The following is a 25054-nucleotide window of genomic DNA, read 5'->3' on the forward strand; positions in this document are numbered from 1 at the left end:
CTTAGTACCCCACCTTGAGACCGAACGCCAAGCCACGCGGCATCGGGAAGTTGCCGTAGTCGATACCAGCCGCGCCCGAGCCGCCCACCGCTGCGGTGTTGCCGTTCACTATCGGGTCGAGGCCGGAGTAGTTCGTGAAGAGGAAGAGATCCGTGCCCGTCACGAAGATGCTCGCACTGCGCGCGCCGATGATCTTGGGCGGCAGCGTGTAACGCAGAGTGATGTCCTTGAGACGCACCCAATTGATGTCCTTTTCGATAAATAGCTCTTCCGAAATATTGGTGTAGAACGTCGGCTGGACCTGCGGAATCACCACGATAGTGTTCTTGGTCGGCGTGGCCGAGTTTTCCTTGCCGTCACGGAGCACGCCGGCAATGACGCGCGGCTGCTCGCGATCGAGCGTCCGCTTCGAAAGTCCACGTGCGGTGAGGAACTGCTCGGTGGCGTTGAATACATCACCGCCCTTCCGGATGTCGATCAGGAAGTTGAGACTGAAGCGCCTGTACTTGAACGTGTTCGTGACGCCCATCGTCCAATCGGGCTGGCGATCGTAGCCCTTGCCGGGGCCCGCGATGAACACCGACGAACGAATCGGCAGACCGGTCGTCGGATCGATGAGCAGGTCACCTGCGCTGTTGCGCAGGTAGAAGAAACCGGTGAGCGAGCGCGTCGACTGACCCGGCGCCGTACCGTTGCGCACGTTGCCGAAGAGCCACGTGTCGGACACATACGATTCCGGCAGCGCGTTCGGCAGCGCGATCGTCTTGCCGCGCGTCTTGTCCACGTTGACCATCACGTCCCAGCTGAAGTTCGGCTTCAGCAGTGGCGTGCCGCGGAGCATGACCTCGGTGCCGTTGTTGCGCGTCTTGGCGCCGTTGAGGTTGAAGAGAATGAAGCCCGTGCCGTACGAGCCACGGATGTCGTTCACGATCTGGTCGCGCGTTTCCGACTTGTAGGTCGTGATGTCGAGGCCGAGGCGATCCTGCAGGAAGCTCATTTCGGCGCCGAACTCACGCGACACCTTGAACTCGGGCTTCAGGCCGAGGTTCGGACCGGTGAAGCCGTAGCCGTAGCCGCCGCCCGTCGTCGTCTTGGACTCGAGGCTCGGGCGATACGCGTACGGGCGCGCATCCTTACCCACCTCGGCGTAGCCACCACGCAGCTTGAGCGACGTGAAGTAGGTGCGGAGGAACGGGAGCGCGTCGGTCGCGATGAACGACGAGTTGATCGAAGGATAGAAGAACGAGTTCCGCTCCACCGGAATCGTCGACGTCCAGTCGTTGCGGCCGGTGATCGTGGCGAAGAGGTAGTCGTTGTAGCCGAACGTCGCCTGCCCGAAGGCACTTACCAGTCGGCGCTGCGAGAGCGTGGTCCGCGAGAAGCGCTTCGTGGGGTCGGTGTTGTTGATCGAAATGAAGTTGAGGTCGTAGAAGTCACGCCCGACGTCGCCCGTCGTCTGCGAGCGCGCGTCCTGCAGGCTCTGGCCCACGAGCCCTTCCACCGTCAGCCCATTCCACAGCGTGCGTCGATTGACGTTGAAGAGGTTCTGCACGTTGAAGTTGCGCACGACATCGGTCGCCAGGTCGAGGATACCGTTGTTGCTGAAACCGGCGGCCGACTCGGGATGACGCAGAATCGTATTCTCGTTCGTGTAGCTGTCGGAGCCGATGTTCGACTTGATGCTGCCCCAGCTGAACGGCGTGATCGTGAAGCCGATATTAGCGATCAGACGACCCGTCTTCGCGTTCACCTTGTTCTTGTTGACCGAGAAGTAGGGGTTGTCCGTCTCGGCACTCTGCGTGAGGGTCGTGATGCGGCGGCGGGTGCCCGCGGGCGTCAGCCAATCGCTCGCCTTGTCGGTCTGCGGCCAGAGAAGTAGGCCGATCAGTGGACCGCCATCGCCCTTAAGCACCTGATCGTTGGTCTGATTCGAGTAGTTCATGGTCAGGTCACTCTTGAGCCACTTAGTGACCTGCGCTGTGGTCGCTCCGGTCAGATTCACGCGATCCAACCCCGCCTTTGGGACTACCGAACCTTGCTGAATGCCGCTGGCGGCGATGCGGTAGCTAACCTTGTTGTCGGCCGTGCCACCAGATAGCGCCAAATTGTGCTGCTGCGAAACCGCCGGCTTAAAGAAGCCATCGATGTTGTCGTAGAACTGCGTTCCAGCCGCGTACGGCCCGCCAAAGTACTGGAAACCGACGGTCGAATTTGGGGTCAATCCGTAGGTGTTCTGCACCTCCGGAGTCGCACGTGTTCGGTCAAGGCGGATATTGTTGCTGTACTCGAGCGTCCCGGTGCCCGGCTTGCCGCGTTTGGTGGTGATCACGATCGCGCCATTGGCCGCGTCGATGCCGTAGAGCGCAGCGGCTTCCGGACCCTTGAGGACGACGAGCGTCTCGATGTCTTCCGGATTGATGTCGGCGCCACGGTTCGTGAAGTCCACGCCGCGGTTGCTGAACGCCGTCGCCGAACCCGGCGCGTCGGAGCCCAGCACGCCCGTGTTGAGCGTCTTGTTGTCCATCGGCAGGCCGTCGATGATCATCAGCGGCTGGTTGCTGCCGGAGATGGACGAGACACCGCGGATGGTGATGGAGGTCGACGCGCCCGGCACACCCGAGGAGCTCGTCACTTCCACGCCGGCCACACGGCCCTGCAGCGCGTTGATGAAGTTCTCGCGGCCGGTCTGCGCGAGGTCGGGGCCGACGACCGTCTGCTGGGCGGTGCCCAGCGACCGCTTCACCGCGGTCTGGCCGAGGGCCGTGACGACGACGGCGTCGAGGTTGGTCGCCGACTTCTCGAGCGACACGCTGATGGAGTTGGCCTCGCCCACGGTGCGCTCCGCGGGCGCGTAGCCGATCAGGCGATACTGCAGCACCTGGCCGACGGCCGCGCGGATGTTGTAGTCACCATTCTGGGCAGAGATGCTGCGCGTCTCCGTCCCCTTCACGACGATGGACACACCCGCAAGCGGCTGTCCAGCATCGGACGTGACCTTCCCGGTCACGGTCTTCGGCTGCTGGGCAAACGCCTGCGCCGCGAAGAGGAGGGAGCTTATCAGCACCGGGAGGGATCTGGTCTTCAGCATGAAGGGAACCGGGTGTGACGAGCGGTGGGCAATGCGTGCCGCCGGGCCGGAGCAACCGGACCTGTGGAGTCGGCCGAGGGAGGCCAGCACGGCACTGCAGGGAGGGACGTCCAGAGCCGCGCGACCGGCGAACCGGGGCATCACGGTTAGGATTGCAACAAAGAACAGCGGATCCCGCGTTTACGCCACACGGCTACCTTCCGGTAACGTGCTGGTGTATTTCGACTTTCTCCCATCCTCATGTCTGAAACACTCGCCGGTTCGTCACCCGCCGTGTCGCCGCTGCCCCTCCCGGCCGCCCCGCCGCGCCTGCCGCAGCGGGTGCTGGTCACCGGCGGCGCCGGATTCATCGGCAGCGCCCTCGTCTGGGCGCTGAACCAGCTGGGGATCGAAAAGGTCGTTCTGACCGATCGACTCGGCACCGACGAGAAGTGGCGGAATCTCGTGCCGCTCCGCTTCGAGGACTATCTCGAGGCCGACGACCTGCTCGCCCGCCTCGAATTCGACAGCCTCGGTCGTTTTGACCTGATCTTGCACCTCGGGGCCTGCTCGGCCACCACCGAGCGCGACGCGACCTTCCTCGCCAAGAACAACTTCGAGTTCACCAAGGACCTCGCGCACTGGGCCCTCGTCCGCGGCGTCCGCTTTGTGTACGCCTCGAGCGCCGCGACCTATGGCGACGGCACCGCCGGCATGGCCGATCAGGACGAGAGCACCGAGGCCCTGAGCCGCCTCCGCCCGCTCAACGCCTACGGCTACTCGAAGCACCTGTTTGATCAGTACGCCGCCCGCGCTGGCATCCTGCGCCAGCTGGTGGGCCTCAAGTACTTCAACGTCTATGGCCCCAACGAGGCGCATAAGGGCGACATGCGCTCGCTGGTGCACAAGGCGTACGGCCAGATCGAGCAGACGGGCGGGGTGCAGCTCTTCAAGAGTCATCGCCCCGACTACCGCGACGGCGAACAGCAGCGCGACTTCCTGTACATCAAGGACGCCATCGCGATGACGCTGCACCTCGCCATGACCCCCCACGCGAACGGCCTGTTCAACATCGGCAGCGGCCAGGCGCATACGTGGCTCGACCTCACCGGCGCCCTCTTCGCCGCGATGGGGCGCACGCCGCAGGTGTCGTTCATCGACATGCCGGAGAGCATCCGCGCCAAGTACCAGTACCACACGCAGGCCGACATCGCGAAGCTGCGCGCCGCGGGCTATGCGGCGCCGGTGACACCGCTGGCGGAAGCGGTAGGCGACTACGTGCGGGGGTACCTGGTGGGAGATCGGCGACTGGGCGACTGAGGGGATTCTGAGGTCAGAGGGACTCGGAGGTCGGTCTACGGACATCTATGGACGGTGGGAGTCGGGATCGGGCTCGGAGGTGGGGGTCGGCTTGCCCGGGGCGAGCGCCTGCTGCGCTCCGTGCGCGGCGCTGTGCGCGCGTCGCTCCGTACCTCTCACACACTGCCTGATCAACGGAGCGCAGCACGCCCTCGCCCCCGGCAAGCCGACCCCGATTGTCCGACCAGCATCCCGACTCCCACGGTCCATAGTTGTCCGAACACCGAGCTCCGATTTGAGTTGTCCGAACACCGAGCGCCGATTGGCGATACACTGAGTAGTGCGCCGCTTCGTCCTCCTCCTCCTTCTCCTCACCGCCTGCGGTCGCGAGCGTCCGCCGGCGGGTCCGCCATCGCGCGTGCTGCGCTGGGGCGGCGACGCCGAGGGGGGCGCCCCGTTTGTTGAGGCCGATCCGCAGGATCCCTCCAAGCTGCGGGGCTTCGACGTCGAGATTGCGCGGTTCCTCGCGGCCGGCCTTGGCCGCACCCCGCAGTTCACGCAGGTGGCGTGGGCCTCGATCGCGCAGTCGGTGGAGCGCGGCGACTTCGACGTGGGGCTCTCGGGGCTCGAGGACACGCCGGCGCTGCGGGCGCGCTTTGCGGTGTCGCTCCCCTACTTCGAGTTCCGGCAGGTGCTCGCGGTGCGCGCGGCCGACTCGTCGCGCTATCACGCGCTCGCCGATCTGCGGGGCAAGCGGGTGGCCACCCTCGGCTCGACCGGCGCCTATCAGCTGCTGCTCGACGCCGAGCGTACGCACGGCCTGGTGCCGGTGTCGTACGACGACGACGTGCACCCCTATACCGATCTCGCCGAAGGGCGCGTGGATGCCGTGCTGCTCGATCATGTGATCGCCGAGCGTGCGCTCCGGCGCACGGGGGGCTTCGTGATTCAGCCGGTGCCGATTGCGCTCGGGCATTACGTGGCGGTGTTCGCGCGGCGCGATTCGCTGCTGCGCGACTCGGCGGATGCGGTGCTGCGGGCGGCGATGCGCGATGGCCGGTTGGAGCGGGTGTTTCGGGAGTGGCAGGTGTGGGATGCGGGGCAGGCGGCGTATGTGCGGCGGGTGGGGATGGCGGAAGCCCGTACGGCGGAAGCTGGGACGGCGGAAGCTGGAACTGCGGAAGCTCGTACGGCGGGAACGGCTTCGATTGGGACGTACCTGCCGGCGTTGCTGCGCGGAACGGGGCTGACGCTCGTTATCTCCGTCGCGGCGATGCTGCTCGCGGTGGGATGCGGGGCGGCGATTGCGGCGGGGCGGGTCTATGGTGGGGCGCTGCCGCGGGCGGTGCTAACGACCTACGTCGAGATCGTGCGGGGGACGCCGGTGCTGCTGCAGCTGTTCGTGCTCTACTATGGGCTGAGCAGCGTCATCAAGCTGCCGGCGCTCTTGGCCGCCATCATTGGCCTGGGGCTCAATTACGCGGCGTACGAGTCGGAGATCTATCGCTCGGCGTTGCTCGCCATTCCGCGCGCGCAGCTCGAAGCGGCGCGGACGTTGGGGCTGGGGGAGTGGCAGATCTTCCGGTTGGTGCGCGGGCCGCAGGCGTTTCGCCTGGCGCTGGCGCCGATGACGAATGATTTCGTGGCGCTGCTCAAGGATTCGTCGCTGGTGAGTGTCATCACGGTGGTGGAGCTCACGAAGCAGACCGCGATCTATGCCACGAACGTCGGGTCGTGGGCCATTCCGGGGGCGTTGTGCGCGCTGTTCTACCTGGCGTTGTCGCTGCCCCTGTCGCGCCTGGCGCGCGCGCTGGAAGCGCGATGGAGTGCGGCATGACCGTCGCCCAGGGGACCACCGTGCTGCACGTGGACGCGCTGCGCCTGCGGCGGGGGCCCCGCGAGGTGCTGCGCGGCGTGTCGCTGCGTGTGGCCGCGGGGGAGATCGTCGCGCTCATGGGTGTGTCCGGCGCCGGCAAGAGTACGATCCTGCGCGCCGCCGTCGCGCTTGAAGCGTTCCACGAGGGGCAGATTACCGTGGGCGACGCCACCCTGCGCCCCGGGCCGGTCCCGCGTGAGTCGCAGCTGCGGGCGTTGCGGCGACAGGTGGGGATGGTGTTTCAGCAGCACGCGCTCTTCACGCACCTCTCGGTGCGCGACAACATCACGCTCGCCCCCATCCATGCCGCACGCGTCGCGCCCGAGGCCGCCGCGCGCGAAGCCATGCGCCTGCTGGAGCTGCTGGGCGTGGCCCACCGCGCCGACGCGTTTCCAAGTCAGATCTCGGGCGGCGAAGCGCAACGCGTGGCGATCGCCCGCGCGCTGGCGCTCGATCCGCCGGTGCTGCTGATGGATGAACCCACCGCGGCCCTCGACCCCGCGCGACGGGGGGCGCTCGCCGATTCCCTGCGCGCGCTGGCGCAGGCCGGGCGTGGCCTGCTCGTGACCACGCATGACCTCGCGTTCGCCAAGGACGCCGACCGCGTGGTGGTCCTTGCCGACGGCAACGTGGTGGAAGAGGGGCCGGCGCGCACCGTGCTCGAGGCGCCGCAGCATGCGGCCACGCGCGCGCTGCTCGAAGACTGACGGCGCTCAGCCCCGCCGCAGCCGCTGCGCCCAGGCGTACACGCGGCCGTAATCGTCGGCCGCGCGCGTCCAGGAGTGATCCTCGCGCATGCCCCGTGCGCGCAGCTGCGCCCACCCGACCGGATCGCGGTATGCCTGCAGCGCGCGCCCGATCGCATCGGTGAAGTAGCGCACCTCGTAGGGGTGAAAGCGGAAGCCGTTCCCCTCGTACCCCTCCTGCACGGTGTCATTGAGCCCTCCGGTGGCTCGCACGATCGGCACCGAGCCGTAGCGCAACGCGATGAGCTGGCCGAGTCCGCACGGTTCGAAGCGTGACGGCATGAGGAACGCGTCGCTGCCGGCGTAGATACGCTGCGCGAGGGCGGCATCGAAGGTCAGCCGGGCCACAATGCGACCCGGCACGCGCGCCGCCACGTGGCGGAACGCCTCCTCGAGGTCGCGCTGCCCGGTGCCCAGCAACACCAGCTGCGCATCGGTGTGCTCCACCAGCCACGGCAGCGCGGCATGCAGCAGGTCGAGCCCCTTCTGGTTCACCAACCGCGACACCACCCCCAGCAGCGGGCGCGTGGAATCCACCGCCAGTCCGGTTTCTCGCTGCAGCGCGCTCTTGCAGGCCGCCTTGGCATGCACCGCGTCCACCGAATAGTGCGCGGTGAGCGCGCGGTCGGTGCCGGGATCGAACGCGCGCGTATCGATGCCGTTCAGGATCCCCACGACCCGGTCGCCCCGCCAGCGCAGCAGGCCGTCGAGCCGCTCGCCGTACTCGGGCGTGCGAATTTCGTTGGCGTACGTGGGGCTCACCGTCGTGACGACGTCGGCGTACTGAATGCCGCGGGCCATGCAGTTGAAGCTGCCGGCGATCCCGGAGCCCATCCCGTTCTCGATCAGGCCAAAATCGGCGAGCCCGGCGAGCCCCAGCACCTCGGGGGCCACCTGCCCCTGATACGCCAGGTTGTGAATCGTGAACACCGTGGCGATGTGGCCGAACGTGTAGGCGTAGCGGGTGCGCAGGTAGTTCACCACCAGCGCGGCATGCCAGTCGTGGCAGTGCACCACATCGGGCTGCCACCCCTCCACCTCGCGGAGGTGTTGCATGAGGTGCAGCACACCGCGGGCGAAGAGGATGAACCGCCGGTGGTCATCGCGCTCGCCGTAGATCTGGCCGCGCTCGAAGGCGGCCGGAATGTCGAGAAAGTAGGTCGCTGCGCTTTCGCGCCCGCGCCAGACCCGCAGTTCGTGGGCCTCTTCCCCGAGCGGCAGAAAGGCGCCGGTGATGGGTCCGGTCATCGGGACCCCCTGCTCCCGAAGCGCCCGGTAGCGCGGGAGCGCCAGGCGCACGTCGTGGCCGGCCGTCCGCAGGGCCTGGGGGAGCGCGCCCGCCACATCGGCAAGGCCGCCCGTCTTCACATACGGGGCCGCTTCGGCGGCCACGAAGAGCACGTTCATGGGGGAACCTTACGTTGCGCGTGCCACCGACGCAAAATGCGGCATGACTCCCACGCCCCGTGGCACCCTCGCCCGCAACGCCATGGCCTATGTCCTGGCCGGCGGCCGAGGCTCGCGCCTGTACGAGCTCACCGATCGCCGCGCCAAGCCGGCGGTGTACTTCGGCGGCAAGACGCGCATCATCGATTTCGCGCTGTCGAACGCCATCAACTCCGGGATTCGGCGCATTGGCGTGGCCACGCAGTACAAGGCGCACAGCCTCATCCGGCATCTGCAGCGTGGCTGGAACTTCCTGCGCCCCGAGCGCAACGAAAGCTTCGACATCCTGCCGGCGTCGCAACGCGTGAGCGAAACGCAGTGGTACGATGGCACCGCCGACGCCGTCTACCAGAACATGGACATCATCGAGGCGTACCACCCGGAGTACATGGTCATCCTGGCCGGCGACCACGTGTACAAGATGGATTACGAGCTCATGCTGCAGCAGCACGTCAACCAGGACGCCGACGTGACGGTGGGCGTGCTGGAGGTGCCGCGCCTCGAGGCGACGGGATTTGGCGTGATGCACGTCGATACCCACGATCGCATCGTGCACTTTCTCGAGAAGCCCAAGGATCCGCCCGGTATTCCGGGGAACGAATCGATGGCGCTCGCCAGCATGGGCATCTACGTCTTCAAGACGAGCTATCTGTTCGAACTGCTCCGGCGCGATGCGGCCGATCCCGCGTCCACGCGCGATTTCGGCAAGGACATCATCCCGTACATCGTGCAGCACGGCAAAGCGGTGGCGCACCGCTTCAGCACCTCCTGCGTCAAGGCCGACCGTGAAACCGAAGCCTACTGGCGTGACGTCGGCACCATCGATGCGTACTGGGAAGCCAACATCGATCTCACCTCGGTGCGCGCCGGTCTCGACCTGTACGATCAGGAGTGGCCGATCTGGACCTACGCCGAGCTCACGGCGCCAGCCAAGTTCGTCTACAGCGAGGATGGCCGTCGCGGCTTTGCCCTCGATTCGCTGGTCGCGGGCGGATGCATCATCTCGGGCTCGGGCGTCTTCCGCTCCCTGCTGTTCACCGGCTGTCGGGTGCACTCCTTCGCCCATCTCGACGGCGCGGTCGTGCATCCCGACGTGGAAGTGGGCCGGAATGCGCGCCTGACGAACGTCGTGGTGGACCGCGGGGTACGTATTCCGGCGGGGCTCGTCGTCGGCGAGGATCCGGCGCTCGACGCCCAGCGGTTCCGGCGCACCGAGAAGGGGATCGTCCTGATCACCCAACCCATGATCGACCGGCTGTCGCTCTGAGACACCGGCTCCCTTACTGCAGGATCATCGCATGCGCACGCGCATTGCCGGACTGCTGCTGGCCGCGCTGGTCGTGGCCGGATGCAAAAAGAAGGACAGTGACCTGCCCCCGACCCCGTCCGGGCCGTTCACGGTGTACGTGGCCGTCACGAATCAGGGCTACTTCGATGTGAACGTCTATCTCATGCGCGCGAACGATGCGTTCGGACGCCGCCTGGGTACCGTCAATGGCAACAGCTCGCAGACCTTTCGCTTCCAGGACACGGAGCTGCAGGCCGGTGGGCGCCTGCAGGTCGGGGCGCGCTCCATCGGGTCGCGCAGCAGTTGGGTGAGCCCCACCCTGTCGGTGGGGCCCGGCATGGTCGCCCGTCTGCTGCTCGTCTCGAACCCCAGCGGTGATCTCTCGCGCTCGCAGTTCTTCCCCGAAACCGGGGACTTCTGACGAGCGAACGCGTAGGCGCCGACGCGTTCGCGCCTACGCCGCCCAGCGTTCGCGCGGACGCGCGCGGACCGGCGCCAGACGCTCGGCGTCGCGCAGCTGGAACTGCCGCACGATCTCCTGCAGCTGCCGCGACTGACTCGCCAGCGACTGCGCGGCCGCACTCGATTCCTCCGCATTGGCCGCAGCGGCCTGCGTGCCCGCGTTCATCTGCGTCACGGCGGCATTGACCTGCTCGATGCTCCGCAGCTGATGCTCGGTGGCTTGCGCGATATCCTGCATCATCGCGCCGGCCCTGCTCACGCGGTCGCGCACCTGCGTCATCGACGTCACGACCTGCTCGGTGACCGACGCGCCTTCGCCGGCCATCGTCGCCCCCGACTCGATCAGCGCCGCCGTGGAGCGCGCTGCTTCAGCGGCGCGAATGGCGAGCGAGCGGACTTCCTCGGCGACCACCGCGAACCCACGCCCCGCATCACCGGCGCGTGCCGCTTCAACGGCGGCGTTCAGCGCCAGCAAGTTGGTCTGGAACGCAATTTCATCAATGGTTTTCACAATGGCCGCCGTGGAGCGTGAGGATTCAAGAATGCGCGACATCGCCTGCCTGAGCGCGTCGGCGCCTTCATCGCTGACCTGCATGGCGCGCTGCGCATCGTCCGTCAGGTGTCGCACTTCCACCGTGATGCCGGTGGTCCGACGCGCCGTGGCTTCGACCTCCTGCAGCGATCCGGAGATCTCCTCGATGGCCGCCGCCTGCTCCGAGGCACCGCTCGCGAGCAACTCGCTGCCGTCGGCGATGGCATCGGAGGAGGTATGGACTTCATCGCCCGCCGCCACGATCTGTCCGAAGGCCTCCTCGAGGTGGTCGAGCGCGTGATTGATGGCCCGCGCAATCGCCGCGTGGTCTCCCGCATACCCCTCCGATACACGGGACCGCAGATCGCGCGCGGCGATGCGGGCCAACACTTCGGACGCTTCGTTGATCGGGCCGGTGACGGCGTCGAGCAACGCGTTGGTCCCCTGCACGAGCGACGCATAGGCCCCGGCATGGCGGCTCGCCTCGGCGCGTGCACTGAGCGTGCCGTTCGCGGCCGCGGTCGTCAGGGTCGTGCTGTCGTGCATCACCTGTTCGATCGCGGCCTGCGTCCGGCCGTAGTTCGCAATGGTCTCCGCTGACCGTCGAATCATTTCATCAATGCTGTGGGCAAGCGCCCCCAATTCATCACCACGGGTCAATCCCGTGGGCGTCGTGGTCGCGGTCACCGCGACCGAGAGATCGCCGCCAGCCATCGCCCGCAGGCCGCGGTTCAGGTCGGCGACGCTATGCTCAGCCAGCGCCTGCGCTCGCTCCACGACCAGCGCGAGCGGCGCCCGCAGATCACGCGTCAGTGCCACACCCAGCACGATCGCAATGAGCACGGCGAGCACACTGAACCCGACGGTGGCCCGCGTGCCGGTCGCCGCCGCCTGCGAGGCAGCGGCCACCCCCGTCTGCGCAAAGGCACTTTGCATGAGCACGAGCGAGTCGGCCTCGATCGTGGCCTGCACATACAGTTTGCGCCCTTCGTTCAGCACCGGCGCGAGATTCGCCACGTCCTTCTGATCGAGCCGGGCACGGAGCGCCTCGAGGTGCTTTTCGTACGCCTGCTCGGCGGTCACGAGATCGCCCCACGACCGATCCTCCTCAGCCTCGCGCGGGAGCGGCTCGTAGAGCTTCCAGCCGGCCTTGAGCTCGTTGGCGAGCGACTCCTCGAGTTCCTGGCGGCTCTGCTGGTAGCCGGCCTCATCGCCTTCGACCCGAGCTTGCGCCATGGACAGCTCCAGGCGTCGCATATCGGTGAGGCCGAGGTTGATCATCATGATGCCGCGCAGCGACGGCAGGTTGTTCGTGCCGATCTGCGTGGCGGCCGCGTTCACGGTGCGCAGCGACAGGGCCCCGGTGAGACCTACCGTGAGGACGAGTGCCGCCAGGGCCGTAAAGGCGACACCGAGCTTGGTACCTATGCGATAGCGAGCGAGCATGGATGACATGGGGAATGGGGTACGGCGAGGTGTGTCGGCTATTCCCCCGGCATATCCGGAACTGTCCAAGAATTGAACGCTTTGGGCGGACCGTCCCTGCCGGACCGAGCCTTGTTGGCATGACGGCATCTTCAGCACGCTGGATCCTGGTGGTGGATGACGAAGCGGATATCCGCGGGCTGCTGGTACGCCTGCTGGGCCGCTACGGCTTTGCGGTGCGCGAAGCCGGGGAGGGCGCGGAGGCCATCCACATCCTGGAATCGTGCGGCGACGATCGGCCCGCGTTGGTGCTCACCGACCTCTGCCTGCCAACCCTCACCGGCGCGGCGCTCGCTCGCTACGTTGCCAAGCGGTTCCCCGGGCTGCCAGTGATGCTCATGAGCGGCTACTACGCGGATCTGGTCTCCATGGATGAAGTGAGCGCCCACGGATGGATTCTTTTGCAGAAGCCGTTCACGACCAGCCAACTCGAGCTGGCCTTGGCGCGCACCTTCGGGCGCGGGCTGCCATGACCGACGCCGGACGACGCGCATGACCGAGACGCCCTCCATGGGCCGGCGCCTGCTGGTGGTGGACGATGAGCCGACGCTGTTGCGCTATACGCGGCTGCAGCTCGAGTCCCGCGGCTTCACGGTGAGCACCGCCGCGAGCGGCGCCGACGCGATCCGGCTGGCCGCCGGGGATGCGTTCGATGGCATCGTGCTCGACCATCAACTCGGCGACACCGACAGTCTCGCGGTGCTCGAGGCGCTGAATGCGCGCGACCGGGGGATCACGGTCGTGATCCTGAGCGGCACGATCGACGTCCTCGAAACGGTGCGCGCCATCCGGGCCGGCGCCGAAGATGTGCAGATCAAGCCGGCGAATCTCGATCATCTGGTGGCTGCGCTGGAGCGCGGGCTCGCGCGCACCGCGCTCGCGCGGTCGCGGGCGCTCCTTGCCACGCAGGTACTCGATCCGTACGGCGTGCTCGATGAATCGCCGGCGATGCAGCGCGTACGACAGCTCGTGCAGGCCTCGGCCGGCAATGACCTGCCGCTACTCCTTCGGGGCGAACCGGGGACCGGCAAGCGCGCGCTCGCCGAGATGGCGCATCAGCTCTCCCCGCGCGCCGGTGAACCGCTGGTGTGCGTCACCATTCCGGATGGGCCCGAGGCCACGCAGCTGCGCGCGCTGCAGTCGGCGCTGGCGCACTTTCCCGCGACGAACGGGCGCCCTCAGCTGCGCGGGACGCTGCTGCTGGCGGATGTGGCCTCGCTCGCGCCGGCCGTGCAGGCGGCGCTGTTGGGGCTCGTGGACCCACGCCAGGCGGAGCGACAGGGGCAACCGCCCAGTGACCTGCGGGTGATCACCACGACGAGCGTGACCGAGCTGCATCCGTTCGGCACGGGAGCGGGGAGCGCCAGCCTGTGGCAGCGCCTCTCCACGATTCCCATCGCCGTGCCGGCGCTCGCCGAGCGCGGGCCGCAGGCGATCATGGCGCTGGCGACGCGCCATCTGCAACGATTGCGTCTCGACGGCGGCGACGGCCCGTCGCGCTTCACCACGCCAGCCGCCGAATGGCTCGGGAGTCTCCCCTGGCCCGGCAACGTTCCGCAATTGCGGCATGTGGTGGATGAAGCGTTCCTGCGTGCCTGGTCGGATGCGCAGGTGGACGTGTCCCACCTCGAGCCGGTGCTGCTCGAGGCAGGGCTGCATGCGGGGAGTGAACGGCAGGAGGCCGACTGGTCGCTGCGGACACTCGAGCGTCGGCATATTCGGACCGTGCTCGCGATGACCGGCGACAACCGCACCCGCGCCGCCAAACTCCTCGGCATCACGCGGGCGACGTTGTACAACAAGCTGGCGGAAGACGCCTGATTCGCGCGGCGCGCGCTATTTCGTGCGCCAGGTCTTCACGACCGCTTCACCGATCCGCGCGATCACGGTGTTCCCCTCGCTCTCCCCCCAGTAGCGCGTATCCGCGTTCTCCTTCGTCAGCACGCACGCCACCACCTTGGCCGGCAGCGTGAAGACGCCGCAGTCGGCGCGGGCCTGATCGACATCGCCGGTTTTGTGCGCGAGCGGCACGCCGTACGCAAACCGGGCCAGCTTCATGTCGTCGCGATTGTTGGCCAGGATGTCCAGCATGGTGCTGTCGGCGGTGGCGCTCACCGCCTTCCCCTCGGCCAACAGCGTGAACAGCTGGGCCATCTCGTTCGGCGTGGTAACCCCGAGCCCGTACTTCGCGCTGCTGTCGGGGGCGACGCTGCCGATGCGCGTCATGGAGCCCGAGTGGACCTTGGTGTGCGGCAGCCCCAGCGCCTCCATCTTCTGCCAGACGCGCCGGATCTTGATGCGATCGAGAATGAGATTCGTGCCGGTGTTGTCGCTCAGCGTGCTCATGAACCACGCGATGTCCCAGAGCCGGAAGGTCGCCGGGGTCCGCAGGAATTGCAGTTCGCCGGCGCCGCCGACCTTATCGATGGGCGTGAGCACCACCGGATCGTCGAGGGAGAGCTGCTTCTGCTCGGCGAGGTCGAACAGTGTCACCAGAATGGGGACCTTGATCAGCGACGCGGTGGGAAAGGTTTCGTCGCCTTTGCGTTCGAGGTGTTCGCCGGTGGCGAGATTGGTGATGCTGTAGCCCACGACCCCGCGATGGGCGGCGGCGAGACTGTCGAGCGTGCGGCGGAGTGCGGCGGGGGCATCACGGCGCGGCGTCGACTGCGCGGCGGCCGGGCAGACGGGCGTCGCCGTGGCGAGCCCCAGCAACGCGAGAACGGGGAGGAGTCGCATAACCGGAACTTAGCATTCCGTTAGCGCCTCGCTCCCCGTCTCGATGTTCCTCACCGCCCCTCAGCGGCGGAACGTCCCTCCGGCTTTCGGTCCCCTCAGACCTCAACCGGTATGGCAGTCACGCGGCTCCCTCAAGCCTGCGTGCTGCGCGGTCACGGAGCTCCCTCAAGCCGCCGTGCCGCCCCGCTCGCGCTCGGCCCTCTCAGACCGGAGCGCGCCCTGCATCGGTGTCTCTTTCTACAAGACACCCCAGGAGAAAGATCCCCTAGGTGCCGTTTCACAGAATTGGACGAGCCAACCCCGCTCTCGTTAACGAGTCTGGCGGCGCCGGCGGCCGCCAACCGTCCCACGCCGGGAGCGCTCTGTCACCCCGTCACAGCCACGGTCCGTGACGCAACGAATCCGTTACGCACGTTGCCGGTCATGGTGGCGAACTGCAGGTGAGCGCGATGGCCGAAGATGTTGTCGGTGGCGAGCGAGTGCTGACCGAGCAGCGCGTTGAACACTTCGAAAGGGGATATGCGGCCACCGGCGCCGCTATTCGCGAATGTCGAGATTCCCTGACAGCGGTGTCGGGGAGGTTGCGAATGGTCGGGGCCTCGTCCGTGGGCGCACATTGGGATGTTGACCTCCCCTCTCCGGATTTCGATGGACACCTCGCCCATGACGTCTGCCCCGCCGCTGCCCACCGCCGCCCCGGAGGCTCCGGGCCTCGACGCCACTGCGCTGCCTGCCATCATCCAGGGCGGCATGGGGATCGGCGTCTCAAATTGGCGACTGGCCAATGCCGTCGCGCGCGCCGGCCAACTCGGTGTGGTCTCCGGCACCGTCATCGACACGTTGCTGGTGCGCCGCCTGCAGGACGGCGACATCGGCGGGCACATGCGCCGCGCGCTCGCGGCGCTCCCGATCCCGCAGCTGGGCGATGAACTGCTGCGCCGTTACTTCCGCCCCGACGGGCGCGAGGCGGGTGCCCCGTATCGTCTGCTGCCGATGTACAAGCAGACGGTGAGCGCCGCACGTCAGCGCGTCACCGTGGCCGCGGCCTTCGTGGAGACGTGGCTCGCGCGCGAAGGGCACGACGCGCCCGTGGGGATGAACCTGCTGACCAAGGTGCAGATGCCCAACCTCGCCACGCTCTACGGCGCGATGCTCGCGGGCGTCTCGTGCGTAATCATGGGTGCCGGCATTCCGCGCGAGATTCCGGGGGCACTCGATGCACTGGCGCAGCATCAGCCGGCGCGCATCCGCTTCGATGTGGAAGGGCTCGCGAAGGACGAGGCCGAATGGCTGGCGTTCGATCCGGTCGAGGTGTGGCCGGACGGCGCGGTCCCGAGCACACCACTCACACGACCAGCGTTTCTGCCGGTGGTCTCGGCCGTTTCGCTCGCGGCCACGCTTGCACGCAAGAGCACGGGGCGCGTGGATGGCTTCGTCGTGGAAGGGCCCACGGCGGGTGGCCACAACGCGCCGCCCCGTGGCGCGATGACGCTCGATGCGCTCGGGCAGCCGATCTACGGCGAACGGGACGCCGTCGACCTGGAGAAGCTGCGGGAGCTCGGGCTGCCCTTCTGGGTCGCCGGTGGTGCCGGCACCCCCGACGGCCTCACGGCCAGCCGGGCCGTAGGCGCCCGCGGCATTCAGGTTGGTACGCTCTTCGCCTTCTGTGAAGAATCGGGGCTCGACGAGCCGGTGAAGCGCGAGGTGCTGGACGCGGTGTGCCGTGGCACGGCCCGGGTGCACACCGATCCGCGCGCTTCGCCGACGGGCTATCCGTTCAAGGTGGTGCACGTGGATGACCGTGCCAACGGGAGCGATGCGCGCGAGCGCATCTGCGATCTGGGGTATCTGCGCATCGCCATCAAGCGCGCCGACGGGCGGCTCGACTATCGCTGCGCCGCCGAGCCGATCTCGGCCTACGTGCAGAAGGGTGGCGCAGCGGAAGACACCGAAGGCCGTCGCTGTCTCTGCAACGGCCTCCTGGCCGATGTCGGTTACGCCCAGGAACGCGAGGGCACCATCGAACCGTCACTGGTGACGAGTGGCGATGACCTCGTGTCGCTCAAGCACTTCGCCGAGCACGGGAGTTATCGGGCGGCGGATGTGATTGCCTGGCTGGTCTCGGCGACGTAGCGCGCGGGCGATCGCTCGGATGGGTTGGGATTGCGCGGATGGGTTGGGATTGCGCGGATGCGTTGGGATTGCGGGGATAACGGAAACAGCACATGGGGATGCCACGGATGACGCGGATTACACGGATACAGCTCGCGTGAGGTTGCTCACGCCACGTTACTCATCCGCGTAATCCGCGTAATCCGTGGCATCCCTGTCTGCTGTTTCAGTTATCCCCAAGATCCTCTCCAGAAATCCACACAATCCCGTTCACCTATCACGCTGACGCGCGTGAACGCCTTACCAGCCGCGGCGTGACTCGGTATTGCACGGCTGCGGCGTCGGCATCAGGACGCGATCGATGACGTGCACCAGCCCGTTGCTCGCCGGAATGTCGGCGATGCGCACGACGGCGTCATTGATGCGGAGCTCACCGTCGCTGGTGCGAATACGCACGTCCTGATTGGCCACCGTCTTTGCGCTCGAGAGCTGTCGGGCCTCGGCGGCCGTCACGCGACCCGCCACGACGTGATACGAGAGCAGCGTGCGCAGCTGCTCGCGGTTCTCCGGCTTGAGCAGGTCGCTCACCGTGCCATTGGGCAGGCGACGGAACGCCTCGTCGGTGGGGGCGAACACGGTGATGGGGCCGCGCCCGCTCAGGAATTCTCCCAGACCGGCCGCTTCGACCGCGGCGAGCAGCGTGGTGAACTGCCCGGCCGTCTTGGCGACCTGCGGGATGCTCGGCCCCCGCGGATGCTGGGCCTGGGCGGTGGTCGCGGTGGAGGCGGTGAGGGCGAACGCGAGGACGCTGAGTGCGGTGAAGAAGCGGCGGGACATGACGACTCCGGGGTGAATGCGTGGACGATGCAATGGCGGGATCCCCCCGCCGTGCCTCCCTGTTCGTCCGCCAGGACCGTTCCGGATGCACCCCGCGCCAATTTCCGGCTGGGTGCATCCAAGCGGACGCCGCGAGCGAATGCTCGGGGGTGCTTCCTTTCTCTCGCGTCATGCCCGCTTCCGATCCCGCGCCGCCAGCCCCGTTGCCCGTGACGCGCCCCCATCTCAGTCTCGTGTCGTCCGACCGCCTCCCCGAAAGCGTTCCGCTCGAGGACGGTGCGCCGTTGCTGCTGCGCATCGCGGCCGGCGACGAACTCGCCGTGCGTGAATGCGTGCAGCGCTTCGGCCCCCTCGTGTGGGCGCTCGCGCGGCGCTGGTCGCCCGATCCGCGCGATGTGGAAGACGCCGTGCAGGAGGTGTTCGTGGACCTCTGGCGCAGCGCCGGCCGCTACGATCCCACCAAGGCGACGCAGGCGGGGTGGGTGGCCATGGTCACGCGGCGGCGGCTCATCGACCGGCTGCGGCGGCGACAGCGGGCGGTGGAGCTCGAGCCGCTCCCCGACGACTACGATCAGGCCGATGATCGCGAGGCCGACGTCGATCAGCAGGATCGCGTCGAGCAGGCCCACGCCGTCCTCGCCGCGCTGCCCGCGCCCCAACGCACCATGCTGGAACTGTCGCTGCTCCATGGCCGCACCCACGACGAAATCGCGCGCGAGACCGGTACGCCGCTCGGCACCGTGAAGTCGCACATCCGCCGTGGGCTGCAGCGCGCCCGCCGCTTGCTCACGACCAGCGACGCCGTATCATCCGAGCGCCGCCCGAACCCTTCGGCGGAATCCGACGAATGACCACGCCCCGCCCTTCTCACCCCACCCCGCTCCCCGACGATCTCTCGGCGCTCTCGGCTGATGAACTCGTCGTGGGCGAACTGACGGCCGCCCTGGTCGACGCCGAACGCAGCGAGCAGGACGCCCTGCCGCCGGCGCTCGCCGAACGGCTCGTCTTCACCGGCGAGGCGCTGGTTCGTGCCACCCGTGCGCCTGTCATGCCTGCTCCCGTTTCCCCGTCCCGCCGCCCCTCGGTCCTCGCCTGGACCGGATGGCTCGCGGCCGCGGCGCTGCTGGCCATCACCGTGGTCCGCACCCGTGCGCCCAAGCCGGCCGCGCCCACGGCGCCGGCCGTCAACACCGCCGCGCTCGATGGCGATGTGCGCCTGCTCCGCGCGACCATCGCCACCGATACCCGCACCCTCGCGCTCAAGTGGACGCCCGGCAATGACTCCACCGGCCGCTTCATCGAAGACGGCGAAGTGCTCTGGAGCCCCACCCTGCAGAAGGGGGTCATGCGCCTGATCGGGCTCATGCCGAACGATTCGACGCAGTGGCAGTATCAGCTGTGGATCTTCGACAAGACCCGCGACGAGCGCTATCCGGTGGACGGGGGCGTCTTCAACATCGCCAAGGGGCAGGCCGACCGGCTGGTGCCGATCCGGGCCCGCGTCCCGGTCGGCGACGCGATAATGTTCGCGATCACCGTGGAGAAGCCGGGTGGTGTGGTCGTCTCCACCCGGGAACGCCTGGCGATGCTGGCCAAGCTCTAGCCGCCCGTCGGGGGGAGGACGGGGGCGGGCGCCACGCGATGTGACGATCCCGCCGGAACCCGAGTTGCTGGATGTGACCCTGCCCCACCCTGCCCCCCAACCGCTGGCCGACGCCGCCCTGGTGCGACGCGTGCTGACCGGCGACGTCGAGGCCTTCAGCCTCCTCGTCGACCGGCATCATGCGCGCTGCCTGCGCGTCGCCACGCACCTGCTGGGGAGTCCCGACGACGCCGAAGACGTGGTGCAGGACGCCTTCCTGCGCGCCTATCGGCATCTGGGCTCGTATCGGGAGCAGGAGCGCTTTGGGGCGTGGGTCGTACGGATTGTAGTCAATCAGTGTCGTACCCGTGTCGCGAAAGAGTCGCGATACGAACCGCTCGACGTGCTGCCGGCGGACCTCGATGCAGGGCTGCCGTCCGCCGAGGAAACGACCGATGCCGCGCTGCAGCGACGCCTGCTGGCGGCGGCGTTGGCCAAGCTCCCCTTCGAGCAGCGCGAGGCCCTCGTGCTCCGCTTTGCCGACGCGCTGAGCTACGACGACATGGCCGTCGTCACCGGCGCTGGGGTGTCGGCGCTCAAGATGCGCGTCCAGCGGGCCTGCGCGCGGCTGCGGGCGCTCCTCGCCGAACAGTTCTCGTAACCGGCTTCGATCATGACTTTCCGGCCCGATTCCGATTCCCTCCCCGACTGGATGTGCGATGCGCTGGGCGCCCCGGTGGCCAGTCGCGCCGATGCGCGCGCCGCCATCATGGCGGCGGTTCGGGCGATGCCTGCCCGCCGGGTCGCCGCGCCGCGGATGGCGCACGGCGTGTCACGGTGGCGTCGCCGCGGCGCGCTCACCGGGATGGGTGGGGCGCTCGTCACGGCCGTGCTCGCGCTCATGCTCACTGTGCGCCATGGCGAGGAGCTGACGTGGCGCGCCGCTGTGCAAGCCGAAGCGTTGGTGCGCGGCGACAGCGTCATCCCGGTGGCCGGGAGCGTGCATGGCGATTCGCTCGTGGCCCGGGTGGGCGCCCGCCTGCTCGACACCCTGCGCATCGTGGACCTCGCGCTGCGGGGGCCGCACATCGGGCAGGCCATCATCACGGTCGCCGACGCACGGGTGCAGGCGTCGCTGGTGCGCACCAGCGCCGGCGCCGAGGAGTGGCATGCGCGGGCGCTGGTGCCGCGCGACATGGTCGCGCTGCGGGTGGTGGTGGATGGCGCGTCGCGCGCCGTCCCTCTTGATTCCGTTTCCCCGCCTTCTTCGTTCTGACTCGGGATTCCATGACTGATCGTTTGCGTTCCGCGCCCATGCTGGTGGGCGCGGCGAGCCTGCTTGCGGTACTGACCGGCTACACCCTGCTCTGGAACGGCGGGACGTCGCTCGCCGCGGCCCTGCTCACCCTGGGCTATGCGGTGGGCATCCCCAGCGCCCTGCTGCTCGCGACGCGCGATGGCGCGACCGAGGCCGAGACACCGCCGTACAAAGTGGCCGCCGCGCTTTTTGCCGTGGTGCTCGCGCTCTACGTCGCGACGCTGGCGCCCACCACCGCGATGTGGGACACGAGCGAGTACATCGCCGCCGCCAAGATCCTGGGCATCCCGCACCCCCCGGGGAATCCCGGGTTCGTGCTGCTCGCGCACACCTTTGCGCTGCTGCCCATTCCCGTGTCGTATGCGGCGCGCGTGAACCTGCTCGCGGCCACCACCAGCGCCGCCAGTGCCGCGCTCTGGTTCCTCGTGGCGTGGCGCTCGCTTCGTGGCTGGGGGATGCCGGCGTGGGTGCGCACGACCACCGCGATTGCCGCGAGCTGGCTCGGGGCCACCTGCTTCACGGTGTGGAACCAGAGCGTGGTGAACGAGAAGGTCTACACGGTGGCGATGCTCGGCCTCGCGCTGGTGGCGTGGCTTGCGTTGCGCTGGCGCGATGCGGAAGCGAGCGACAGCCGCGCCACGCGCGCGACGGTCTTCCTCTGGTGCATCGCGTATCTCTGCGGGCTGGGCTACACCAACCATCCGGCGGGCTTCCTGCCGCTGCCGGCGCTCGGCGTGTTCATCCTGTGGCAGCGGCCACTGGTGCTGCTGCGCTGGAAGACGCTGCTTGGTGCCGCCGGCTTTCTGTTCCTTGGGCTCACGCCGTTTCTGTTCGAGCCCATTCGCGCGGCGTATCACCCGGCGATCAACGTGGGCGAACCCACGGCCTGCGCCGGGAAGCCGGAGATCGGCTGTACGTTCAGCAGCGAGACCTACGCGAAGCTGATGAGCAACATCAGCCGCGAGCAGTATGGCGGACACGCCGTGGCCGAACGCATGGCGCCACTGGGCGCGCAGTTCGGCATGTGGTGGCTCTACTTCTCGTGGCAGACGATGCGCGATGCGGCGCAGGCGTACCCCGGGCTGCAGGCCGCGCTCGCCGTGATCTTCCTGGCGCTCGGGCTCATCGGCGGCGTGACGCACTGGAAGCGCGACCGGAGTTCGTTCGCGTTCGTGGGGCCGCTGATCTTCACACTGACGCCCGCGCTCATTGTGTATCTCAACTTCAAGTACGGTGCCTCACAGGCGCCGGAGTTGGGGGACACGGTCAACCGCGAAGTGCGCGATCGTGACTACTTCTATCTGTGGAGCTTTGCCACCTGGGGGCTCTGGGCCGGCCTCGGGCTCGGTACGGTGTGGCAGGCCATCGCGAAGCGCGTCAGCGACGGCGTGAAGGGCTGGCAGCTCTCGAGCGCGCTGATGGCCTTCGCGCTGGTGCCGCTCCTGCTCAATCGCGATGCGGCGCCACGCAATGGCCAGACGTTCACCCGCGAGTGGGCCGCGGATCTGCTCAACAGCGTGGAGCCGAACGGGATCCTGATCACCAACGGCGACAACGATTCGTTCCCGGTGTGGTACGCCCAGCTGGTCGAAGGCGTCCGCCCCGATGTCACCATTGCCATCGTGCCGTATCTCACGATGGACTGGTTCGCCAAGACGGTGGTGAAGGACCCGAGCACCGTGCCGCCGTACGTGGAGCTGCAGCAGCCGGCCACCTTCGAGCATGCCGGCATCCGGGCCACCGTGCCCGCCGGGGCGTACTCCCGCGATCAGCTGATGGTCTTCCAGATGATCAAGGAACACTACCCCGCGCGACCCATCCATTTCTCGATTGGCGGCTACGCGAACTCGCTGGGGCTCGGCGACTACACCGTCACCAACGGCCTCACCTCCAAGCTGGTGAACGCGCCGGCGTCGCAGAATCCGGCGTATCTGCCGTCGCCACAGGGCGCGATCGACCCGGTGGCCGCCGACTCGTTGTGGCGCCGCTATCGTGCCCCCGCGGCCCTGCTGCAGCAGTCGCGATGGGTGGACGGCCCCAGTGTGATGATTCCGTTTGCGTACGTCGCCACCGGGCAGATGGTCGGGCAGATCCGCGTGGCCCGGAAGGAGCTCGCGGCGGCCGATTCCATCGGCAAGCAGATCCAGGCGATGGCGAAGGTGACGGGGATCTCGTTGCGCTGATCGGCCGATCGTTCGCGCGGTGGTCTAGCGGCGCATGGGGAACGGCGCTGACGGACTGCCGCGCGGAATGAGCTGCTCCATCGGATGGGTCACGGTGAGCAGCACCGGCCCGAGGAGTGCAGGCACAAGCAAACGCGCCTGCGCGGCCGGCGCGGTGGGGCGCACGCTGGCCGTGGCGGCCAGACGCGACGCATGGCGGAACGCCGCCCCGTCGGCGAGTCGAGACATCAGCTCCTCGCGCAACGCCGCCTGAATGACGGCGGGGGTGGGCCACTGCCAGCGCGCGAACGGCAATCCTCGCCCCGCATCGGCGAGCCGGAGCTCACGCGCCATCTCCGCTTCAAGCGTCTCCACCGTGCGCGCGAACGACGCGGCCGGCTGATTGACGAGCTGCGTGAGCAACGCGATCGGATCGAGCCGCGGGGCCAGGCGCTGCTGAAGCACCGTCGCCCACGGCACCATCAGCCGCGCCTCGACGAGTCCATCGGGGCGTACGACCAGCGCGACACTGGCTTCCTCGAGCTCGTGCGCGCGCAGCGGCACCACGCTGGGCGCCAGCAGCCCGAGCAGCAGCAGCCCGCCGCGCACGATACGGCGTGTGCTCATCGCCGGCAGTAGTCGGCGGTGGACGTCGTCACGCCATCGGTGAGGAACGTGAAGGTCCAGCAGGCCGTAGCCGTACGCGTATACCGGACCTGATGCGTTTTGCCGGCATTCTGCCACTGCATGGTAGAGGTCCCTCCAACCGCCAACGAGGTCGCGTTGGCCTGCAGCGTCATGTTCGTGGCCGCCATGGGCGTCCCCGGTGGGCGGATCGGCGAGTACTTGGCCGCCTGTCCCGCGAGATCGGGGCTCGGTACGCCATGAAAGCAGCTCAGCACGTACGGGCTCACGTCGGTCACGTGATACGCGTAGCCGGTGGGCGCGTTGGCGTGCGTGACGGTGTTCCCCCCGCACACGCCATCGCGCGTGGCCGTCGTCCCATCGGGATTGCGATAGCCGAAGATTGCGTAGCCATCGAGCGCCCAGCCGACCGGATGCGAATCCCAGTACGCGGTGCCCTGATCGCTCATCAGACACACCGGGGCCGCGTGGTAGTGGTAGTCATCCGCGCGGCCCGCGTGTCCGTTGCAGAGATCCAGCTCGCCCAGGACCTTGGTGTCGCCGCCCCCAGGTCCGGAGCAGCCGCCCTGCTTGCACGGGTTGAAGATCGGCACCCCATTGATCGCGATGCCGATCGGTCCGTCGAGCGCCGCCGTCTTGGTAGTCGCGACCACCGGGACGAGCGGAATGCGCCACGCGTTCGTGCCGGTGAAGTTCTGCGGAATCGGCACCTGCTGATTGGTGGCCGTGATGCCGTTCATCATCGCGTGCTTTGCCTGAATGCCAAAGGTCGCGATGCTCGCGTACGTGGCATCACACGTCACGGCGAGACTGTTGGCCACGCGATAGGGTTCGAGCGAGGCGCGCACATAGCCGCAGTTGATCATCGCGGCGGTCCGCGTCACGCCCACCGAGAGCGAGGCCTTGGCCAGCGTGACGCTGGCCAACGCGGCTTCGAGCACGGCACCGCTGACCTGACTGGGCGTGGCCGCCCCCAGCGACGGTGCCGCCGAGAGCGCGTAGATGGTGAAGGTGTACTGCTTGAGCCCAGGGCCCTGCGAACAGGGCGGCGCGTAATTCGTGCCCGCGCCATCGTCCGCCTGGCCCACCGTACCGGCGCTCGTGCCGGCCGCGATCTGCGTGACCGTGGCGGGGATGTTGTAGAGCACCCAGTTGTACTTCGTGGTGCCCGCCGTGGGGATGGTGGTCATCAACAGCGCGTACTGCACCGTGCCCGTGGGGGCGCCAGACCAGCTGATCGGCGGCGATGTGGCCGCGCCGTCGCAGGTGTAGGTCACCGGCAGCGTGGCGTTGGCCATGTCACTGCTCGCCAGCGCCAATGACGACGGCGTCGTGGGCGTGGTCGGGGTCGTGGGTGTCGTCGGCGTCGATGGTGTGGTCTTGGCGGACGAGCCGCCACACGCGCCCAGGACAGACAGGGTCAGGAGTGCGCGACGCATAGGCGGACCTCCGTGCAGA

At 68.0% G+C, this 25054-nt stretch carries 21 protein-coding genes; 13 read left to right on the forward strand and 8 right to left on the reverse strand.

Translation table 11 applies throughout. The annotated features are described in order from the left end of the window. Window position 1: 1 nt before the first annotated feature. Window positions 2-3088, reverse strand: coding sequence for a SusC/RagA family TonB-linked outer membrane protein (locus tag K2R93_02535; GenBank protein MBY0488697.1), 3087 nt, complete (start codon window positions 3086-3088; stop codon window positions 2-4). A 240-nt stretch (window positions 3089-3328) separates the two neighbouring features. Here K2R93_02535 and rfaD point away from each other — a divergent pair, with 240 nt between their 5' ends. From rfaD to K2R93_02550, 3 genes are all read left to right on the forward strand, one after another. After that, entirely contained in the window at window positions 3329-4387 is a 1059-nt protein-coding gene (gene rfaD / locus K2R93_02540; protein ID MBY0488698.1) for an ADP-glyceromanno-heptose 6-epimerase, read from the forward strand. 319 nt (window positions 4388-4706) lie between these two features. Further along, window positions 4707-6203, forward strand: a complete 1497-nt coding sequence (locus tag K2R93_02545; GenBank protein ID MBY0488699.1) for an ABC transporter permease subunit — start codon at window positions 4707-4709, stop codon at window positions 6201-6203. Next, a complete protein-coding gene (locus K2R93_02550) occupies window positions 6200-6949 on the forward strand; it encodes an ATP-binding cassette domain-containing protein (protein MBY0488700.1) in 750 nt (249 codons plus the stop codon). The genes K2R93_02545 and K2R93_02550 overlap by 4 nt, the downstream gene beginning before the upstream one ends. A 6-nt stretch (window positions 6950-6955) precedes the next feature. Here the strand turns inward: K2R93_02550 and K2R93_02555 are convergent, their stop codons facing one another. Further along, window positions 6956-8395, reverse strand: a complete 1440-nt coding sequence (locus K2R93_02555; protein MBY0488701.1) for a glycogen synthase — start codon at window positions 8393-8395, stop codon at window positions 6956-6958. Window positions 8396-8438: 43 nt separating this feature from the next. Here K2R93_02555 and glgC point away from each other — a divergent pair, with 43 nt between their 5' ends. Then, a complete protein-coding gene (gene glgC / locus K2R93_02560; protein MBY0488702.1) occupies window positions 8439-9701 on the forward strand; it encodes a glucose-1-phosphate adenylyltransferase in 1263 nt (420 codons plus the stop codon). Window positions 9702-9732: 31 nt separating this feature from the next. Then, on the forward strand, window positions 9733-10143 hold the full coding sequence (locus K2R93_02565) for a hypothetical protein (protein ID MBY0488703.1): 411 nt from the start codon (window positions 9733-9735) through the stop codon (window positions 10141-10143). Window positions 10144-10176: 33 nt separating this feature from the next. Here K2R93_02565 and K2R93_02570 read toward each other — a convergent pair whose 3' ends face one another. Further along, entirely contained in the window at window positions 10177-12171 is a 1995-nt protein-coding gene (locus tag K2R93_02570) for an MCP four helix bundle domain-containing protein (GenBank protein MBY0488704.1), read from the reverse strand. 110 nt (window positions 12172-12281) lie between these two features. Between K2R93_02570 and K2R93_02575 the strand changes: the two genes are divergently transcribed. Next, complete coding sequence (locus tag K2R93_02575) at window positions 12282-12674, forward strand: response regulator (GenBank protein MBY0488705.1); 393 nt, start codon at window positions 12282-12284, stop codon at window positions 12672-12674. A 19-nt stretch (window positions 12675-12693) separates the two neighbouring features. Continuing rightward, window positions 12694-14022: a response regulator gene (locus tag K2R93_02580; GenBank protein ID MBY0488706.1), complete on the forward strand. Its 1329-nt coding sequence runs from the start codon at window positions 12694-12696 to the stop codon at window positions 14020-14022. 15 nt (window positions 14023-14037) lie between these two features. Here K2R93_02580 and K2R93_02585 read toward each other — a convergent pair whose 3' ends face one another. Then, a complete protein-coding gene (locus tag K2R93_02585; protein MBY0488707.1) occupies window positions 14038-14940 on the reverse strand; it encodes a class A beta-lactamase-related serine hydrolase in 903 nt (300 codons plus the stop codon). A 365-nt stretch (window positions 14941-15305) separates the two neighbouring features. Then, on the reverse strand, window positions 15306-15446 hold the full coding sequence (locus tag K2R93_02590; protein ID MBY0488708.1) for a hypothetical protein: 141 nt from the start codon (window positions 15444-15446) through the stop codon (window positions 15306-15308). A 157-nt stretch (window positions 15447-15603) separates the two neighbouring features. Here K2R93_02590 and K2R93_02595 point away from each other — a divergent pair, with 157 nt between their 5' ends. Then, a complete protein-coding gene (locus K2R93_02595) occupies window positions 15604-17073 on the forward strand; it encodes a nitronate monooxygenase (GenBank protein ID MBY0488709.1) in 1470 nt (489 codons plus the stop codon). 279 nt (window positions 17074-17352) lie between these two features. Here K2R93_02595 and K2R93_02600 read toward each other — a convergent pair whose 3' ends face one another. After that, entirely contained in the window at window positions 17353-17889 is a 537-nt protein-coding gene (locus tag K2R93_02600) for a fasciclin domain-containing protein (GenBank protein MBY0488710.1), read from the reverse strand. A gap of 170 nt (window positions 17890-18059) precedes the next feature. Here K2R93_02600 and K2R93_02605 point away from each other — a divergent pair, with 170 nt between their 5' ends. From K2R93_02605 to K2R93_02625, 5 genes are all read left to right on the forward strand, one after another. Continuing rightward, complete coding sequence (locus K2R93_02605; protein ID MBY0488711.1) at window positions 18060-18740, forward strand: sigma-70 family RNA polymerase sigma factor; 681 nt, start codon at window positions 18060-18062, stop codon at window positions 18738-18740. Next, on the forward strand, window positions 18737-19492 hold the full coding sequence (locus tag K2R93_02610) for an anti-sigma factor (GenBank protein ID MBY0488712.1): 756 nt from the start codon (window positions 18737-18739) through the stop codon (window positions 19490-19492). Before K2R93_02605 ends, K2R93_02610 begins: the two co-directional genes overlap by 4 nt. Before the next feature lie 73 nt (window positions 19493-19565). Next, the gene (locus K2R93_02615) at window positions 19566-20132 is read left to right on the forward strand and encodes a sigma-70 family RNA polymerase sigma factor (GenBank protein MBY0488713.1); all 567 of its coding nucleotides are present in this window, start codon (window positions 19566-19568) and stop codon (window positions 20130-20132) included. Window positions 20133-20144: 12 nt separating this feature from the next. Then, on the forward strand, window positions 20145-20747 hold the full coding sequence (locus K2R93_02620; GenBank protein ID MBY0488714.1) for a hypothetical protein: 603 nt from the start codon (window positions 20145-20147) through the stop codon (window positions 20745-20747). A gap of 11 nt (window positions 20748-20758) precedes the next feature. Further along, window positions 20759-22972, forward strand: coding sequence for a DUF2723 domain-containing protein (locus tag K2R93_02625; protein MBY0488715.1), 2214 nt, complete (start codon window positions 20759-20761; stop codon window positions 22970-22972). 24 nt (window positions 22973-22996) lie between these two features. Here the strand turns inward: K2R93_02625 and K2R93_02630 are convergent, their stop codons facing one another. Together K2R93_02630 and K2R93_02635 are read right to left on the reverse strand one after the other, a co-directional pair. Continuing rightward, complete coding sequence (locus tag K2R93_02630) at window positions 22997-23578, reverse strand: hypothetical protein (protein ID MBY0488716.1); 582 nt, start codon at window positions 23576-23578, stop codon at window positions 22997-22999. Then, window positions 23575-25035, reverse strand: coding sequence for a YHYH protein (locus K2R93_02635; protein MBY0488717.1), 1461 nt, complete (start codon window positions 25033-25035; stop codon window positions 23575-23577). Before K2R93_02635 ends, K2R93_02630 begins: the two co-directional genes overlap by 4 nt. Between the last annotated feature and the right edge of the window lie 19 nt (window positions 25036-25054).

The organism is Gemmatimonadaceae bacterium (assembly GCA_019752115.1).
In the GTDB taxonomy this organism is placed as follows: Bacteria; Gemmatimonadota; Gemmatimonadetes; order Gemmatimonadales; family Gemmatimonadaceae; genus Gemmatimonas.

What these genes read in the sequence shown, in the direction of transcription:
- rfaD (MBY0488698.1), top strand. Translation starts at nt 3,329, where the DNA reads ATGTCTGAAACACTCGCCGGTTCGTCACCCGCCGTGTCGCCGCTGCCC.
- K2R93_02605 (MBY0488711.1), top strand. Translation starts at nt 18,060, where the DNA reads ATGCCCGCTTCCGATCCCGCGCCGCCAGCCCCGTTGCCCGTGACGCGC.
- K2R93_02570 (MBY0488704.1), bottom strand. Translation starts at nt 12,171, where the DNA reads ATGTCATCCATGCTCGCTCGCTATCGCATAGGTACCAAGCTCGGTGTC.
- K2R93_02635 (MBY0488717.1), bottom strand. Translation starts at nt 25,035, where the DNA reads ATGCGTCGCGCACTCCTGACCCTGTCTGTCCTGGGCGCGTGTGGCGGC.
- K2R93_02565 (MBY0488703.1), top strand. Translation starts at nt 9,733, where the DNA reads ATGCGCACGCGCATTGCCGGACTGCTGCTGGCCGCGCTGGTCGTGGCC.
- K2R93_02580 (MBY0488706.1), top strand. Translation starts at nt 12,694, where the DNA reads ATGACCGAGACGCCCTCCATGGGCCGGCGCCTGCTGGTGGTGGACGAT.
- K2R93_02630 (MBY0488716.1), bottom strand. Translation starts at nt 23,578, where the DNA reads ATGAGCACACGCCGTATCGTGCGCGGCGGGCTGCTGCTGCTCGGGCTG.
- K2R93_02550 (MBY0488700.1), top strand. Translation starts at nt 6,200, where the DNA reads ATGACCGTCGCCCAGGGGACCACCGTGCTGCACGTGGACGCGCTGCGC.
- K2R93_02625 (MBY0488715.1), top strand. Translation starts at nt 20,759, where the DNA reads ATGACTGATCGTTTGCGTTCCGCGCCCATGCTGGTGGGCGCGGCGAGC.
- glgC (MBY0488702.1), top strand. Translation starts at nt 8,439, where the DNA reads ATGACTCCCACGCCCCGTGGCACCCTCGCCCGCAACGCCATGGCCTAT.
- K2R93_02555 (MBY0488701.1), bottom strand. Translation starts at nt 8,395, where the DNA reads ATGAACGTGCTCTTCGTGGCCGCCGAAGCGGCCCCGTATGTGAAGACG.
- K2R93_02600 (MBY0488710.1), bottom strand. Translation starts at nt 17,889, where the DNA reads ATGTCCCGCCGCTTCTTCACCGCACTCAGCGTCCTCGCGTTCGCCCTC.
- K2R93_02585 (MBY0488707.1), bottom strand. Translation starts at nt 14,940, where the DNA reads ATGCGACTCCTCCCCGTTCTCGCGTTGCTGGGGCTCGCCACGGCGACG.
- K2R93_02610 (MBY0488712.1), top strand. Translation starts at nt 18,737, where the DNA reads ATGACCACGCCCCGCCCTTCTCACCCCACCCCGCTCCCCGACGATCTC.
- K2R93_02595 (MBY0488709.1), top strand. Translation starts at nt 15,604, where the DNA reads ATGACGTCTGCCCCGCCGCTGCCCACCGCCGCCCCGGAGGCTCCGGGC.
- K2R93_02620 (MBY0488714.1), top strand. Translation starts at nt 20,145, where the DNA reads ATGACTTTCCGGCCCGATTCCGATTCCCTCCCCGACTGGATGTGCGAT.
- K2R93_02535 (MBY0488697.1), bottom strand. Translation starts at nt 3,088, where the DNA reads ATGCTGAAGACCAGATCCCTCCCGGTGCTGATAAGCTCCCTCCTCTTC.
- K2R93_02575 (MBY0488705.1), top strand. Translation starts at nt 12,282, where the DNA reads ATGACGGCATCTTCAGCACGCTGGATCCTGGTGGTGGATGACGAAGCG.